Consider the following 16,661-nt stretch of genomic DNA (forward strand, 5'->3'; position numbering starts at 1 on the left):
TCAATGTTCTTCAGGCAATAAAAAAGGCAGAGCGCGCTCTGCCTTTTTTAGCGTGTTTCTCTTACGCCGCTTTTGCCGCGACTTCCGTCTCCGGACGTTTCAGGACGGCATAAGCCAGTCCTGCCACCAGCGTACCGGCCACAATTGCCAGCAGGTATCCCAATACCGGCGTAATTGCGCCTGGGATAAGCAGAACAAACAGACCGCCATGCGGCGCCATCAATTTTGCGCCTACCGCCATAGAAATGGCCCCGGTCAACGCGCCGCCAACGATACAGCACGGCAGTACACGCATCGGGTCGCGCGCCGCAAACGGAATAGCGCCTTCAGTGATAAAGCACAGCCCCAGCACCAACGCCGCTTTACCGCCTTCCTGCTGCGCTTTGTCGAACTTACGACGCGCCACCATCGTCGCCAGACCCAGCGCTAACGGCGGTACCATACCTGCGGCCATGATCGCCGCCATCGGCGCGTAAGTTTGCGTACTCAGCAGACCAACGCCAAACGCATACGCCGCTTTGTTCACCGGGCCGCCCATGTCGGTACACATCATCCCGCCGAGAATCGCGCCCAACAGCACTGCGTTTGCGGTTCCCATGGTTTGCAGCCAGTGGGTGAGCCCTTCCAGAATCCCGGCAACCGGTTTACCGATCAGGTAAATCATTGCCAGCCCCACCACCAGACTGGAAATTAACGGGATGATCAGGATTGGCTTCAGCGCTTCCATACTTTGCGGAAGTTTCAGTTTGGTACTGATAAGCTTCGCCATATACCCGGCAAGGAAGCCGGCAATGATCCCGCCGATAAAACCGGAACCGGTGCTAACCGCCAGCATACCGCCAATCAGACCCGGCGTAAGGCCTGGGCGATCCGCGATGGAGAAAGCGATATAACCCGCCAGTACCGGCACCATCAGCGCAAACGCCGAACCGCCGCCAATCTGCATCAGCGCCGCTGCCAGCGTGTCCGGCACCTTAAAGGCTTCAATACCAAAGGCGAAGGAAAGCGCAATACACAGTCCCCCGGCAACCACCATAGGCAGCATGTAAGAAACGCCCGTCAACAGATGCCGGTATGCGCCAGCGCTCTCTTTCTTCCCTTCGGTCGCCGCTTGCGATGCCTTACCCGCCGGTTGATACGGCGTTGCTTCCGCTACGGCTTTATCCAGCTCCTGCGCCGTCTTTTTCAGCGCCAGGCCGGTCGACGTGCGGTACATCGGGAGACCGGCAAACTTCGCCAGATCCACTTCGATATCCGCCGCCACAATGACTAAATCCGCTTCCGCCACCTCTTCCGGGGTGATGGCATTGCCAGCCCCCACGGAACCGCGCGTTTCGACTTTTACCCACCAGCCGCGTTTTTTCGCTTCCGTTTCAATGGCTTCAGCCGCCATAAAAGTATGGGCGACGCCGGTCGGGCAGGCCGTTACCGCGACCACGCGTTTCGGACCGCCGCTCGCCGCAGGAACAGCCGCAGCAGGGGCGCTGTAAGGGGGCGCATGGCTTTTGGCTTCACTCAGAAACAGTTCCGGATGCGCGACGGCGCGACCAATATCCCCCAGCCAAACCTTTTTGCCGTTCAGAGCATTGTCGTTCGGCAGAGATTCGCCCAGCACGATCGCCAGCTCAGCATCATTCGGATTGTCGATAATTTCCAGATTTGCTTTATGCGCCGCCGCTCCAAGCAGGGTTTTCGCCATGTAAGCGCGAGCCTGGCCGAGATTAGCGTCAATTATCAGCAGCGTTTTCATTATGCCTCTCCTGCTGTCAGTTAAACGGTTGTAAGTCGACACGCGCCATCATTGCGGCCAACTGAGGACGATCGGTAATACCCACATTGCTCTGGCTGACCGCCAGCGCGGCAACCGCCGTCGCCAGGCGCAGCGTATGTTCGCTGGACTCGCGCATCAGCAGGCCGTAAATCAATCCGCCAACCATGGAATCGCCTGCGCCGACGGTACTTACCACGTCAACCGCCGGTGGTTTAGCGATCCATTCTCCTGAGGCGTTAACCCACAGCGCGCCTTCCGCCCCCAGCGAAATCACCACATGGGCGATACCCTGTTCGCGTAACGCGTGCGCCGCATCAATCACATCTTTCATTTCCGGGAGCTTACGACCCGCCCAAATTTCCAGTTCGCGGCGATTCGGTTTCACCAGCCACGGCGCAGCTTTAAGACCGGCGACTAACGCTTCACGGCTACTATCAAAGATAATGCATGGACACTGGCTGCGCAGACGCGTCATCCAGTCGGTGAACGCTTCCGGACTCACGCCAGCCGGTAAGCTACCGCTGACGCAGACCATATCGAACTGACCCAGCCAGCTCAGGGAGTCGTTAACAAAGCGTTCCCAGTCTGCGGGGGTCACGTCAAAGCCGGAAAAGTTGAAGTCGGTCACTTCGCCATCTTTTTCCGTCAGCTTCACGTTGATGCGGGTCCGGCCCTGAACCACCTGAAAGCGGTTAGCGATACCCAGTTCGCTGAACAATTGCTGAAAACCGTCCTGGTTATCTTTACCGAGAAAACCGCCGACGGTGACGTCGATGCCTAAGTCTTTCAGCACTTTGGCAACGTTAATGCCTTTGCCCGCCGCGTGCAGACCCGTGGTTTTCACCAGGTTCACTTCGCCGCGTTCGATTTCAGGGCAAAACCCAACCAGATCGTAAGCCGGATTAAGGGTAATGGTGGCAACACGCCTGCTCATTATGCGCCCTCCCCGAGACCGGCGGCGATCGCATCGCCAATCGCTTTCAGCGCCTGTTCAGCATCTTCACCCTGCGCGGTAAAGCGCAGACGATGGCCTTTCTTCACGCCTAACGCCACCACTTTCATCAGACTACGTCCGTTTGCCGGTTTGCCGGTTCCATCAAGGTTTGTCACGGTAATTTCACTGTTAAATTGTTTAATCGTATTCACCAGCATGGTGCCCGGACGGGCATGGAGACCATGCTCATTACGCACTACAAATTCCGCGCTCAGTACGTCATCCGTCAGCGCATCATCACTGGTCAGCAACGCCAGCAGCGTCGCGGCGTCGGCGCTCAGCAGACGATCGGCTTTATTGTTCAGCAACAGGTCGCCGAGGCGTTTTAACACGGCAATCGGCTGCTCGTCGTTCATCGCGACAGTGACTAATAAGGCTGCTTTTTCACCCTCTACGTCAAACGCCTGGGTCGCACGGCTTACCGCAACAGCGCTGCGCAAATTGCCTTCCGCGCTGTCGTTCAGCCAGATGCCTTGTCCCAGATTCATCGGACTATCGTTAATCGTTTTTGCGACGAACGCCGCATCAACCGCTCCCGCCTCTTTCAGACGCGCCGCATTTAGCGCCTGCAATGTGACCAGCGAGCTGGCGATGACATCCAGCGTCATCGTCTCATTATCAAGTTTTAATTGTTCACTTTGCTTCTCGCCCATCAGCAATGCGCGCAGCTCTTCCGCCGTTGTCGCGGATTTCAGCTGTTCAGCCACGGAGTCATCGCTCAGCACATGCGTCAGCTGACGCAGCAGGCCGAGGTGTTCGTCCGAACTGGCGGCAATACCAATCGCCACGTAGGCGACCTGGCCTTCTCCCCAGGTAACGCCCTGCGGAAATTGAAAGACCTGGACGCCGGTTTTCAGCACCTGATCGCGCGTGTCTGTTGTGCCATGGGGAATCGCAATACCATTGCCAAGAAAGGTCGAGGTTTGCTGTTCGCGCGCCAGCATACCGTCAACATAGCCGCCCGCCACATTCCCCGCCTGCGCTAACGCGGCGGCGATTTGCCGAATGGCCTCTTCTTTATTTCCGGCCTGCTCGCCCGGATGAATGTCCTGAACCGATAACTGGAACATGTGTCTCCTCTCCTGCTGAATTGAAACGATTCAGCCACTATGAGAAAAAAAGCGCCAATCTGAGTTATCAAAAAAACCAGATCGCGCTGAAACGTTTCAAGAAGTCTGGATCTTTCTGCTTCAGCACGCAAGAAAAGTTACCAGTTTTGTAGCAATTTTTTGAGGTGAAGCACATTTTTTCTCCAACAGTCCCTCAATAGCTGACGCATAAAAGGCTTCAGCTTTTTTCTTTCAGCTTGCGTCAGCACGCCCTGGTAACAAACTGGAATGCTATTTTGATTTTTCGTGTCGATTTTGATTCAGACGCCTGTTTATTTTCTGACGGGCAGCGTAAACTCCGCCTCTCTTCACACCACTGATATAGAAACATGCACAACAGTCCCGCCGCCGCTGCGCCCAAATCGTTTGACCTGACGTCTACCGCCTTTTTGATCGTCGCTTTTCTCACCGGTATTGCCGGTGCGCTACAGACGCCGACGCTCAGTATTTTTCTGACGGATGAGGTTCACGCCCGCCCCGGCATGGTGGGTTTCTTTTTTACCGGCAGCGCGGTTATCGGCATTATCGTGAGCCAGTTTCTGGCGGGTCGCTCAGATAAAAAAGGCGATCGCAAAAAACTGATCGTTTTCTGTTGCGTGCTGGGCATGTTGGCCTGCGTGTTGTTTGCCTGGAACCGCAACTACTTTATTTTGCTGTTCATCGGCGTCTTTCTCAGTAGCTTCGGCTCTACCGCCAACCCGCAGATGTTTGCGCTGGCCCGAGAACATGCCGATCGTACAGGTCGTGAAGCGGTGATGTTCAGCTCAATCCTCCGCGCCCAGGTCTCGTTGGCCTGGGTCATTGGGCCGCCGCTGGCCTATGCGCTGGCGATGGGTTTTAGCTTTACGGTGATGTATTTGAGCGCGGCGGTAGCTTTTATCGTCTGCGGCGTCATGGTGTGGTTCTTTTTACCGTCAATGCGCAAAGATGCGCCGCTGGCAACCGGCACGCTGGAAGCACCGCGTCGTAATCGCCGCGATACGCTGTTGCTGTTTGTCATCTGTACGTTAATGTGGGGAACTAACAGCCTGTATATCATTAATATGCCGCTGTTTATCATCAATGAGCTGCATCTTCCGGAAAAACTTGCAGGCGTGATGATGGGCACCGCCGCCGGGCTGGAGATTCCCACAATGCTGATTGCAGGTTACTTCGCCAAACGGTTGGGAAAACGCCTGTTAATGTGCATCGCCGTTGTCGCCGGACTGTGCTTTTATGCGGGGATGTTGCTGGCGCACGCACCGGCAACGTTGCTCGGCTTACAGTTGCTGAACGCGATTTACATCGGCATTCTTGGCGGGATTGGCATGCTCTATTTTCAGGATCTGATGCCAGGCCAGGCGGGTTCAGCCACCACGCTGTATACCAATACCATTCGCGTCGGCTGGATCATTGCCGGTTCGCTGGCGGGAATCGCCGCAGAAATCTGGAATTATCATGCGGCCTTCTGGTTTGCGTTAGTCATGATTGTCGCCACCATGTTCTGCCTGGCGCGTATTAAAGATGTTTAACTTGCAAGCCTGATACTTTTACTCTTCGACACATTCAGCGCAGAGTTTATCTCTGCGCGATGTTCATGCGCGGTCATTCATTGTCTTTTTCTCAATACGATATTCTGTTAGCGCCCTCTTACATAAGAGACCGGTTATTGAGAAAATTACGCCCATCAGTCCGCAAAGAACCAACACCAGCCGCATCTTATATTTTGGTGTGACAGCAACATCTATCACTTCAATGTTAGCATTATTTTTAACCGCCTCCGACAACAAGGATAGCTTTGTATATGTTTCCGTTTGTAACATATTTTTATGCACGCTATAACGTTTAATGTCACCATCATCGATATACCATGCTGCCATTTTATCGACGCTATTTTTCAGGGTGGAAATAATATTATTGACACTTTCTTCCCTCCCCTGCGCCTTAAAAAGGACAAGCTGATTTTTCGCGTCAAAACTTATTTTATTTTTATAGTTCGCAGGCAAGAAACGGCTAAACTGGTTAAGGATAACCGTTGTTTTACATTGAATATCATTAGTATAGCCACATAACGCATAGGTAGCAGGCGTATCCAGATTAGGTTTGATTGTCATACTCACAACCTTTGTATCATGCTGCACGCTCACAAAAACATAGCCAATGGCGACAAAAATAAAGGTAGCGATCACGATACTTAGCCATTTTCTTATAAGGAATAAGGAAACATCGACTAAATCAATTTCACTATTTTCTCCCCGCATTTCACATCCCTTTTAAAACGCTAATAGTCAACCCGCATACTGAAATAACAAAAAGCAACACCAGCGTAAAAATAAACGCCCTGGCTGCGAACGTATATTTCTTCATAAGATAAAACCCACACATAAGAATTCGAGTATTTTAAAGGAAAATAACAACACATTCACACTGGTTATATCGATCGGTAAATACATCAATGATAGATATAAACTATCAAATTCATGATATCGATCGTTACAAATAATTAAAATCGATCAAAATTCCTCTTTTTAATAGATAAAAACTATCATATAAATAAAATTGATCGTTTTTGTTTTATGTGACGGTTTGTTCGGTACACGCTCAGGCACCAACGGGGTTGAGCGGCGACATCTACCGCTTCAGAAGCCACGAAATAAGGGAAGCATGTATTACGCTATTTAATGGTAAAAGGAGGTAATTTGATGCGCAGCTTTTGTAGACTATTTCGGGATATAACGTAAGCCCCTGCACGTTTATCAAAAACAGCTGACTTAGAGCCTATCCCATTAGGCTCTTAGCTCATGGTAAGGTTTTCTGTTCGAGTTCCAGCAAATAAATAATGGCCTCTTCCCGGGTCGTTAAACACATGTCCCCTGCCGGTTGCAAACCAGAGCACACTTTTGGGCGTAAAGGCGAGCCAAAGATAAGGCACAAGTTATCTTCCGAAAGCTGCACGCATCTGGTATTCATCGGCTTGCCATTCGGCATTCCGGGTATCGGCGACGAAATTGAAGGCGCAATACAGCAAGCGCCACAACCGCTACGACAGTCCATGCTCAGCCCCTCTATTTATAACCAAATGAAAGATAACAGAATTTGTCCAAAGAAAAATCCAGATTTAAAATGTGGACGTCATCATGATCAGGCCTGTCCTCAGACATTCCGAAGACAAGGCTGGAAACAGAAGGGACAACACAGCACACTTCCCCCCTCCAGGCGACATGCCATCGCGTATTCTCGTTGAACGTGGAGCGGAAAGCGGGCGAACAGTATCACCTTTTTTGCACCAGCAAAAGTGACAATTCCACTTGCCTGGACGGCCCGGCGCGAGTAGTTTTACGCGATATTTTAGATAATCTCTACAACAGGATCTCCTCGATGCCAAGAGCGAACGAAATCAAAAAAGGTATGGTACTGAACTACAACGGCAAATTGCTGATTGTGAAAGATATCGACATTCAGTCGCCTACCGCCCGTGGCGCCGCCACACTGTATAAAATGCGCTTTTCCGATGTCCGCACCGGTCTGAAAGTGGAAGAACGTTTCAAAGGCGACGATATCGTTGATACCGTCACCCTGAGCCGTCGCGGCGTTGACTTTTCTTATGTCGATGGCAACGAATATGTGTTCATGGATAAAGAAGACTATACGCCGTATACCTTCACCAAAGATCAGATTGAAGAAGAGTTGCTGTTTATGCCTGAAGGCGGAATGCCGGATATGCAGGTTCTGACCTGGGACGGCCAACTGCTGGCGCTAGAGCTTCCGCAGACCGTGGATCTGGAAATCGTCGAAACCGCGCCGGGTATTAAAGGAGCGTCCGCCAGCGCACGTAACAAACCCGCGACATTAAGCACCGGTCTGGTGATTCAGGTTCCCGAATACCTGAGCGCAGGTGAGAAAATCCGCATTCATATCGAAGAGCGCCGTTATATGGGGCGCGCGGATTAAGTTTCACATTTTTCGGCTGCGCCCCAGGGCGCAGTCTGCCCCTTTTATTTATTGACTGTTCTGCACCAGGCAAGAGAAACGTTAAAAATTTAACATTTTCTGCTCTTAAGATGGCAGAAGCACGACTTCGTCAACTCAGCACTTCTCTTTTTCACGTTTATTCGCCAGGATTATTAAAAGTTGTTATGTTGTATCAATATTCTGGAGCTGACGTGACCAAAACCAATCTTATTACTGGATTTCTCGGTAGCGGAAAAACCACCTCTATCCTTCATTTATTAGCTCATAAAGATCCGGCTGAAAAGTGGGCCGTCCTGGTTAATGAATTTGGTGAAGTGGGTATTGACGGCGCGCTGCTTGCCGACAGCGGCGCACTGCTAAAAGAGATCCCCGGCGGCTGCATGTGCTGCGTCAATGGATTGCCTATGCAGGTGGGGCTCAACACGCTGCTGCGCCAGGGCAAACCTGACCGGTTGCTGATTGAACCAACCGGACTGGGGCACCCAAAACAGATTCTGGATTTATTAACTGCGCCGGTTTATGAGCCGTGGATTGATTTACGCGCTACGCTCTGCATCCTTGACCCTCGCCTGCTACTGGACCAACAGAGCGTCGCCAATGAAAATTTCCGCGATCAGCTCGCCTCAGCCGATATTATCATCGCCAATAAGACCGATCGCGCCACGGCGCAGAGCGATGCCGCCCTGCAACAGTGGTGGCGACAGTACGGCGGCGATCGTCAACTGATTCATGCCGAACATGGACAGATAGACGGTAAGCTTCTGGATTTACCGCGACAAAATTTGGCGGAACTGCCGGCCAGCGCCGCGCATTCTCACACTCATGCCAGTAAAAAAGGACTCGCCGCGCTAAATCTGCCCGCACAGCAGCGCTGGCGACGCAGCCTCAATAGCGGACAGGGTCATCAGGCCTGCGGCTGGATTTTCGATGCCGATACCGTGTTTGACACCATTGGCCTACTCGAATGGGCGCGTCTGGCGCCGGTGGGCCGGGTGAAAGGCGTTATGCGCATACAAGAGGGGCTGGTACGCATCAATCGCCAGGGCGATGACCTGCACATCGAAACACAGAGTGTCGCGCCGCCGGATAGCCGGGTTGAACTTATCTCAAACACAGAAACCGACTGGAATACGTTACAGACGGCCTTGTTGAAGCTTCGTTTAGCGACGCACGCGTAAGGTTGCCACCGTTTAAAAACTATGGCGAAATGACGATGAAAACCCGCTATTCCTTGATAATTCTGCTTAATGCCGCCGGTCTGGCGCTGTTTTTGTCATGGTATCTTCCCGTCAATCACGGTTTCTGGTTCACCATTGATTCCGGCATATTCCACTTCTTTAACCAGAAACTGGTGGAAAGCCACGCGTTCCTCTGGTGGGTCGCTATTACCAATAATCGGGCGTTTGACGGCTGTTCGCTGCTGGCGATGGGCGGACTGATGCTCAGTTTCTGGCTAAAAGAAGACGCGTCGGGCCGGCGGCGCATTGTGATAATCGGATTGGTCATGCTGCTAACAGCGGTGGTGCTTAACCAACTCGGTCAGGCGCTGATCCCCGTCAAGCGCGCCAGCCCAACGCTCTCTTTTGAGCATATTTATCGCGTCAGCGAGTTGCTGCACATCCCGACAAAAGACGCGTCAAAAGACAGTTTCCCAGGCGATCACGGTATGATGCTGCTGATATTTTCCGCCTTTATGCTGCGTTATTTCGGCAAAACGGCGGGGATTATCGCCCTTATTATATTTGTGGTTTTCGCGTTTCCGCGCGTTATGATTGGCGCTCACTGGTTCACCGATATTGTGGTCGGGTCGCTCACGGTTATTTTGATTGGCCTCCCCTGGTGGCTGATGACCCCGCTCAGCGACCGGGCGATAGCGCTTTTTGAGAATTATCTCCCGGGCGGAAATAAACAAATTTTAAACAAATAACCTATGTAATTAACATTACCTTCAGCGATAGTTTTACATCGTTGAAGGTAATTTATGATGATATTCCCCCAGCCCATCATTTTTCGGTCATATTATTCCTCTGCAAAATGAACAGGTTGCACGATTTTTAAACGATTTGCGCTTAATTTGACCCGTGCTGATAGCTCACTTTTCGTATCATAAATTCTTATAAAAAATCACGCGAAATCGCTCGCAATGACAGCAACAATCGGGTAATCTCAAACTCGTTTTGCCTCGCCAGATAATTATTCTCATTGCGAATAAATTTGTGCGTTCCGCCACAGATTTGTGCACAAAGAATTGTCTCAAGCTGTGCAGGTAATTAGTCTCATCACGTTTGGCATTTTTATAACGATATTTATCGTTAAGGACTTCAAGGGAAAACAAACAACATGGTCAAATCTCAACCGATTTTGAGATATATTTTGCGCGGGATTCCTGCGATTGCAGTTGCGGTTCTGCTTTCTGCTTGTAGCACAACCACCAATACCGCAAAGAATATGCATTCTGAGACGCATGCTGTGGGCAATAGCGATAGCTCTTCACTGCAAGCCTCTCAGGATGAATTTGAAAATATGGTGCGTAACCTCGACGTTAAGTCGCGGATTATGGATCAGTATGCTGACTGGAAAGGCGTGCGTTACCGCCTGGGCGGCAGCACTAAGAAAGGCGTCGACTGTTCCAGCTTTGTACAGCGCACCTTCCGTGAACAGTTTGGTTTAGAGCTTCCGCGTTCAACCTATGAACAGCAGGAAATGGGCAAAGCAGTTTCACGCAATAACCTGCGTACGGGCGATCTGGTTCTGTTCCGCGCCGGTTCCACTGGTCGCCATGTCGGTATTTATATCGGCAATAACCAGTTTGTCCATGCGTCTACCAGTAGCGGCGTCATTATCTCCAGTATGAACGAACCGTACTGGAAAAAACGCTACAATGAAGCGCGTCGAGTTCTGAGCCGCAGTTAATCTTCATCAGGCAGCACCTCCCTTGGCTTACCTGATGAGACGACATAAAACGCACTGCTTCGGCAGTGCTTTTGCTTATTATCCCTTCTGAACCCGTTTTGCCGAATGGCGACGTGTGGCCTCTTATCCAGCCTACAACACACGAACGTAGGCCTGATAAACATAGCGCCATCAGGCATTCAGGTCGTTTCCCCCAACGCCTACTGCGACAATACGCTTTCCTGCGCATCACAGAAAAGCATGACTATCCGGGGTAATCCAGGCTATAGTCTTATAAATCAACCAGTTTAACCGGCATCCGCCTTTTCAGGTCACACCAGGAATTATGCTAACACGCGACTCCTCTTCCGGTCGGAAAATCCTGCTTACCTGTATCATTACGGGGATGGCGGCAGCATTACTTATTGGTAGCCTGCAATTTTTCCTGTCGTGGCATAAACGGGATGTTAAATACAATACGCTCCTTTCTGATGTACAACACTACCTGGCCAGCTATTTCGCCGACCTGAAAGCCACCACCGATATTCTTCAACCGTTGACGATCAACACCTGTCAGCAGGTTGGCGCAGAACTCACCTCAAGAGCCGCTTTTAGCCTTAATGTCCGCGCCTTCTTATTGATTAAAGATAAAAAAGTGTTCTGCTCTTCCGCCACTGGCGCCATGAATATGCCGCTTCAGCAACTGGTACCGGATATAGATATCCGCAAAAACGTTGCTATGGCGATTCTGCCCGGCACGCCAATGATGCCCAACAAACCGACAATGGTGATTTGGTATCGAAACCCATTATTAAATGACAGCGGCGTATTCACATCGCTGAATATTAACCTGACGCCCTACTTACTCTATACCACGCGCCAGGACGATTTTAACGGCATCGCGCTGATTGTCGGCAATACCGCGCTGTCGACCTTTTCTTCGCGTCTGCTGACCGTCACGGAGCTGCCGGGCACGCCTTCACGACAGGCAACTATCAACGGCCTGCCGCTTAAAATACAGCTTTATGCCGATAGCTGGACCTACAATGACTTGTGGTATGCGTTGATGCTGGGCTGCATTAGCGGCATCGTAGCGGGGTTTATCTGTTACTTTATCTATGCCCTCCGGACGCGACCGGGCAAAGAGATTTTAACGGCGATCAAACACGAGCAGTTTTATGTGGTTTATCAGCCCGTCGTCGATACTCGTACGCTAAGCGTCACCGGGCTTGAAGTCTTACTGCGCTGGCGTCACCCTACGGCAGGCGAGATTCCGCCGGATGCCTTTATCCACTATGCCGAAGCGCAGCAACTTATCGTACCGTTAACGCAGCATCTGTTTGAGCTGATCGCCCGCGACGCACCCACGCTACAGAAGGTGATGCCCGTCGGTGCCAAATTTGGCATTAACATCGCGCCGGAACATCTGCACAGCGACAGTTTTAAAGAGGATATGCACCGGCTCAGGGACGCCCTGCCCGCGCACCATTTTCATATTGTGCTGGAAATCACTGAACGCGATATGCTTCAGCAGTATGAAGCGGCCAAACTGTTCGAATGGCTGCATTCCGCCGGGTTTGAAATCGCTATAGATGATTTCGGTACAGGCCATAGCGCCCTGATTTATCTGGAGCGATTTACTTTAGATTATCTGAAAATTGATCGCGGTTTTATCCAGGCGATCGGCACGGAAACCGTCACGTCTCCGGTTCTGGATACCGTGCTGACGCTCTCCAGACGCCTGAATATGCTGACGGTGGCCGAGGGCGTTGAAACGCCGGAGCAGGCCCGTTGGCTACGCGATCACGGTGTTAATTACTTGCAGGGGTACTGGATTAGTCGTCCTTTACCCCTAAAAGATTTCGTGCTGTGGATGTCGGCGCCTTCTGTGCCTGAATGGTAGTCCCCTTACGGTTTTAACGGATTCACATCAGACGCAACGTCACTTATTATTCAGCGAAACGCCTGCCGGTTTGCAGCGGGCAATACGATAAGGAAACCGCCTTCAGATGATTGCGCGCGTAATGCTTCTGCTTGTCGCACTGGTTAGCGCTGGCGCCCAGGCCCAGGAAATCAAAGAAAGCTACGCTTTCGCCGTACTCGGCGAACCTAAGTATGCTTTTAACTTTGATCACTTTGATTATGTGAATCCTGCTGCGCCGAAAGGCGGTCAGATGACGCTTTCCGCCATTGGTACGTTCGATAATTTCAATCGCTACTCGCTGCGCGGCAATCCCGGCGTACGTACCGAAGCCCTTTACGATACGCTTTTTACCACTTCGGATGATGAACCCGGAAGCTATTACCCGCTGATTGCCGACCATGCCCGCTATGCCGCCGACTATTCCTGGGTGGAAATCTCGATTAATCCCCGCGCTCGTTTTCACGATGGCACGCCCATTACCGCCCGCGATGTGGCCTTTACCTTTCATAAGTTTATGACCGAAGGCGTACCGCAGTTCCGTCTGGTCTATAAAGGTACTACCGTGAAGGCGATTGCGCCTTTAACCGTGCGAATTGAGCTGGCGAAGCCTGGTAAAGAAGACATGCTTAGTCTGTTTTCATTACCGATCATGCCCGAAAAATTCTGGAAAAATCACAAACTTAGCGATCCGCTTTCAACGCCGCCCTTAGCCAGCGGGCCATACCGGATTACTCAGTGGAAAATGGGCCAGTACATTGTCTATTCACGCGTCAAAAACTACTGGGCGGCTAATCTGCCGGTCAATCGTGGACGTTTTAACCTCGACACTATCCGCTACGATTACTACCTTGATGACAATGTCGCTTTCGAGGCGTTTAAAGCGGGCGCATTTGATCTACGGCTGGAAAACGACGCTAAAAACTGGGCAACGCGCTACATCGGTAAAAATTTCGATAATCATTACATCATTAAAGAAGAGCAGAAAAACGAGTCGGCGCAGGACACACGCTGGCTGGCCTTTAACATTCAGCGCCCGGTATTTAAAGACCGGCGGGTACGTGAAGCTGTCACCCTGGCCTTCGATTTTGAGTGGATGAATAAAGCGCTGTTCTATAATGCCTGGAGCCGAACCAACAGTTACTTCCAGAATACCGAGTACGCCGCCAGAAATTATCCTGACGCCGACGAACTGGTATTACTCGCGCCGATGAAAAAAGATCTTCCTCCTGAAGTCTTCACTCAGATCTATCAGCCGCCGGTCTCTAACGGCGACGGCTACGATCGCGAAAATCTTCTTAAAGCTGACGCCTTGTTGACGCAGGCCGGATGGGTGATCAACGGACAGCAACGGGTCAATAGCGTCACCGGTAAGCCCCTGACGTTTGAACTTCTCCTTCCTGCCAGCAGTAATAGCCAGTGGGTTCTGCCCTTTCAGCATAATCTTCAGCGTCTGGGCATTACGATGACTATCCGTCAGGTTGATAATTCTCAACTCACCAACCGGATGCGTAGCCGCGACTATGACATGATGCCGAGGCTATGGCGGGCGATGCCCTGGCCCAGCTCCGATCTACAAATCTCATGGGCGTCGGAATACATTGACTCCAGTTATAACGCTCCCGGCGTACAAAGCCCGGTAGTGGATAAACTGATCGCGCAAATTATCGCAGCGCAGGGTGATAAAGCGAAACTGGTGCCGCTGGGACGGGCGCTGGATCGCGTGCTGACCTGGAACTATTACATGCTGCCGATGTGGTATATGGCGCAAGACAGGCTCGCCTGGTGGGATAAATTCTCCCATCCGGCGATTCGCCCGGTATATACCATCGGGTTAGATACCTGGTGGTATGATGTCAACAAAGCCGCCAAACTACCGGCAGCCAGGAGGTAGTAAGAATCAATGGGCGCCTATCTTATCCGTCGTCTGTTACTGGTGATCCCCACGCTATGGGCCATTATTACCATTAACTTTTTTATCGTGCAGATCGCTCCCGGCGGCCCTGTCGATCAGGCTATTGCCGCGATTGAATTTGGCCAGGGCGGCGCGTTGCCCGGCGCCAGCGGCGAAGGCGTTCGCGCCAGTCATGCGCAAACCGGCGTCGGCAATATCAGCGACAGCCATTATCGCGGCGGCCGGGGACTCGATCCGGAGGTGATCGCGGAGATCACCCATCGCTACGGCTTCGACAAACCGCTGCATGAGCGTTATTTCAAGATGCTACGGGACTATCTCTCTTTTGACTTCGGCGACAGTCTGTTTCGCAGCGCATCCGTACTAACGCTGATCAAAGATAGTCTTCCCGTCTCCATTACCCTGGGATTATGGAGCACGCTGATTATTTATCTGGTGTCTATCCCGCTGGGGATCCGCAAAGCCGTCCATAACGGCAGTCGCTTTGATGTGTGGAGCAGCGCGTTTATCATTATCGGTTATGCGATCCCCGCCTTTCTGTTCGCTATTTTATTAATCGTCTTTTTTGCCGGCGGCAGCTACTACGATATCTTTCCGCTACGTGGCCTGGTCTCCGCCAACTTTGACACGTTACCGTGGTACCAGAAAATTACCGATTATTTGTGGCATATTACGCTACCGGTGTTGGCGACCGTCATCGGCGGTTTTGCCGCCCTGACGATGCTGACGAAAAATTCGTTTCTCGACGAGGTGCGTAAACAGTATGTCGTTACCGCTCGCGCTAAAGGCGTGAGTGAAAAAAACATTCTCTGGAAACATGTTTTTCGTAACGCCATGCTGCTGGTGATCGCCGGGTTTCCCGCCACTTTTATCAGTATGTTTTTCACCGGCTCGCTGCTAATTGAAGTCATGTTCTCACTCAACGGCCTGGGGCTGCTGGGTTATGAAGCAACCGTTTCGCGCGACTATCCGGTGATGTTCGGTACGCTTTATATCTTTACCCTGATTGGCTTATTACTGAATATCCTGAGCGATATCAGCTATACGCTGGTCGATCCACGCATTGATTTTGAGGGACGATAATGCCGCGATTAAGCCCGGTCAATCAGGCCCGCTGGGCGCGTTTCCGCCATAATCGCCGGGGCTACTGGTCACTATGGATTTTCCTGGTAGTGTTCAGCCTGAGCTTATGCGCGGAACTGATTGCTAACGATAAGCCATTGCTGGTGCGCTATGAAGGCCAGTGGTATTTTCCGCTGGTAAAAAATTACAGCGAGCGCGATTTCGGCGGCCCGCTGGCGACAACGGCAGATTATCAGGACCCCTGGCTACAACGGCAGCTTGAGAATCGGGGCTGGGTGTTGTGGGCCCCCGTACGCTTTGGCGCCAATACCATTAATTTTGCCACCACGCAGCCTTTCCCCTCCCCGCCTTCGGCGAAAAACTGGCTGGGCACCGATGCGAATGGCGGCGACGTTTTCGCCCGCATCCTGTACGGCACCCGCATTTCTATTTTATTCGGCCTGATGTTAACGATTTGCTCCAGCGTCATGGGCGTACTGGCGGGCGCGCTACAGGGCTATTATGGCGGCAAAGTCGATTTATGGGGGCAACGTCTCATCGAAGTCTGGTCGGGGATGCCGACCCTGTTTCTGATTATTTTACTTTCCAGCGTAGTGCAGCCTAACTTCTGGTGGCTGCTGGCCATAACCGTACTGTTTGGCTGGATGAGTCTGGTGGGCGTGGTGCGCGCCGAGTTTTTACGGACCCGCAATTTTGACTATATCCGCGCCGCGCAGGCGCTTGGCGTCAGCGATCGTGACATTATCCTGCGCCATATGTTGCCTAATGCGATGGTCGCTACCCTGACATTTTTACCGTTCATTTTATGTAGCTCCATCACCACCCTGACGTCGCTGGATTTTCTGGGATTTGGTCTGCCGCTTGGCTCCCCTTCTCTCGGCGAACTTCTTTTACAGGGGAAAAACAACTTACAGGCTCCCTGGCTGGGGATCGCCGCCTTTCTGTCTGTCGCCATTCTGCTATCGCTGCTGATTTTTATCGGCGAAGCGGTACGCGACGCCTTTGATCCTGCTAAGGCGGTATAA

Annotated in this window: 15 protein-coding genes; 9 read left to right on the plus strand and 6 right to left on the minus strand. The window is 51.7% G+C overall.

Going from position 1 to position 16,661, the window contains the following annotated elements:
- Positions 1-61: 61 nt before the first annotated feature.
- The 3 genes from fruA to fruB are packed head-to-tail and all read right to left on the minus strand — an operon-like array spanning position 62 to position 3,835.
- On the minus strand, positions 62-1,750 hold the full coding sequence (fruA, locus tag NA197_RS04225; protein ID WP_438796678.1) for a PTS fructose transporter subunit IIBC: 1,689 nt from the start codon (positions 1,748-1,750) through the stop codon (positions 62-64).
- A gap of 16 nt (positions 1,751-1,766) precedes the next feature.
- Positions 1,767-2,705 carry a 1-phosphofructokinase gene (gene fruK, locus NA197_RS04230; RefSeq protein ID WP_000091249.1) on the minus strand — a complete coding sequence of 313 codons (939 nt, stop codon included), beginning with the start codon at positions 2,703-2,705 and terminating at the stop codon, positions 1,767-1,769.
- Entirely contained in the window at positions 2,705-3,835 is a 1,131-nt protein-coding gene (fruB, locus tag NA197_RS04235) for a fused PTS fructose transporter subunit IIA/HPr protein (protein ID WP_000487287.1), read from the minus strand. The genes fruK and fruB overlap by 1 nt, the downstream gene beginning before the upstream one ends.
- Positions 3,836-4,203: 368 nt before the next feature.
- Here fruB and setB point away from each other — a divergent pair, with 368 nt between their 5' ends.
- On the plus strand, positions 4,204-5,385 hold the full coding sequence (setB, locus tag NA197_RS04240; protein WP_064043425.1) for a sugar efflux transporter SetB: 1,182 nt from the start codon (positions 4,204-4,206) through the stop codon (positions 5,383-5,385).
- 63 nt (positions 5,386-5,448) lie between these two features.
- Here the strand turns inward: setB and NA197_RS04245 are convergent, their stop codons facing one another.
- From NA197_RS04245 to NA197_RS04255, 3 genes are all read right to left on the minus strand, one after another.
- Entirely contained in the window at positions 5,449-6,114 is a 666-nt protein-coding gene (locus NA197_RS04245; protein WP_064043426.1) for a GNVR domain-containing protein, read from the minus strand.
- 1 nt (position 6,115) lies between these two features.
- The gene (locus tag NA197_RS04250) at positions 6,116-6,238 is read right to left on the minus strand and encodes a hypothetical protein (protein WP_001533779.1); all 123 of its coding nucleotides are present in this window, start codon (positions 6,236-6,238) and stop codon (positions 6,116-6,118) included.
- A gap of 414 nt (positions 6,239-6,652) precedes the next feature.
- Positions 6,653-6,907: a zinc/iron-chelating domain-containing protein gene (locus NA197_RS04255; protein ID WP_023209193.1), complete on the minus strand. Its 255-nt coding sequence runs from the start codon at positions 6,905-6,907 to the stop codon at positions 6,653-6,655.
- A 324-nt stretch (positions 6,908-7,231) separates the two neighbouring features.
- Here NA197_RS04255 and yeiP point away from each other — a divergent pair, with 324 nt between their 5' ends.
- From yeiP to NA197_RS04295, 8 genes are all read left to right on the plus strand, one after another.
- Positions 7,232-7,804 carry an elongation factor P-like protein YeiP gene (gene yeiP / locus NA197_RS04260; RefSeq protein ID WP_001136822.1) on the plus strand — a complete coding sequence of 191 codons (573 nt, stop codon included), beginning with the start codon at positions 7,232-7,234 and terminating at the stop codon, positions 7,802-7,804.
- Between the two features lie 212 nt (positions 7,805-8,016).
- Complete coding sequence (locus NA197_RS04265; RefSeq protein WP_000169350.1) at positions 8,017-9,003, plus strand: CobW family GTP-binding protein; 987 nt, start codon at positions 8,017-8,019, stop codon at positions 9,001-9,003.
- A 29-nt stretch (positions 9,004-9,032) separates the two neighbouring features.
- Positions 9,033-9,752, plus strand: a complete 720-nt coding sequence (locus NA197_RS04270; RefSeq protein WP_000178091.1) for a phosphatase PAP2 family protein — start codon at positions 9,033-9,035, stop codon at positions 9,750-9,752.
- 413 nt (positions 9,753-10,165) lie between these two features.
- Positions 10,166-10,738, plus strand: coding sequence for a bifunctional murein DD-endopeptidase/murein LD-carboxypeptidase (gene mepS, locus NA197_RS04275; RefSeq protein WP_000241015.1), 573 nt, complete (start codon positions 10,166-10,168; stop codon positions 10,736-10,738).
- Between the two features lie 325 nt (positions 10,739-11,063).
- Positions 11,064-12,620: a cyclic di-GMP phosphodiesterase gene (locus NA197_RS04280; RefSeq protein WP_064043427.1), complete on the plus strand. Its 1,557-nt coding sequence runs from the start codon at positions 11,064-11,066 to the stop codon at positions 12,618-12,620.
- A 106-nt stretch (positions 12,621-12,726) separates the two neighbouring features.
- Positions 12,727-14,532 (plus strand): extracellular solute-binding protein, encoded by a 1,806-nt coding sequence (locus tag NA197_RS04285; protein ID WP_000561742.1) that lies wholly within the window; start codon positions 12,727-12,729, stop codon positions 14,530-14,532.
- 9 nt (positions 14,533-14,541) lie between these two features.
- The gene (locus NA197_RS04290) at positions 14,542-15,636 is read left to right on the plus strand and encodes a microcin C ABC transporter permease YejB (protein ID WP_000501623.1); all 1,095 of its coding nucleotides are present in this window, start codon (positions 14,542-14,544) and stop codon (positions 15,634-15,636) included.
- Positions 15,636-16,661, plus strand: a complete 1,026-nt coding sequence (locus NA197_RS04295; RefSeq protein ID WP_001137761.1) for an ABC transporter permease — start codon at positions 15,636-15,638, stop codon at positions 16,659-16,661. The genes NA197_RS04290 and NA197_RS04295 overlap by 1 nt, the downstream gene beginning before the upstream one ends.

Origin of the sequence: Salmonella sp. NW884, assembly GCF_051700745.1 — a bacterium.
Taxonomy (GTDB): Bacteria; Pseudomonadota; Gammaproteobacteria; order Enterobacterales; family Enterobacteriaceae; genus Salmonella; species Salmonella enterica.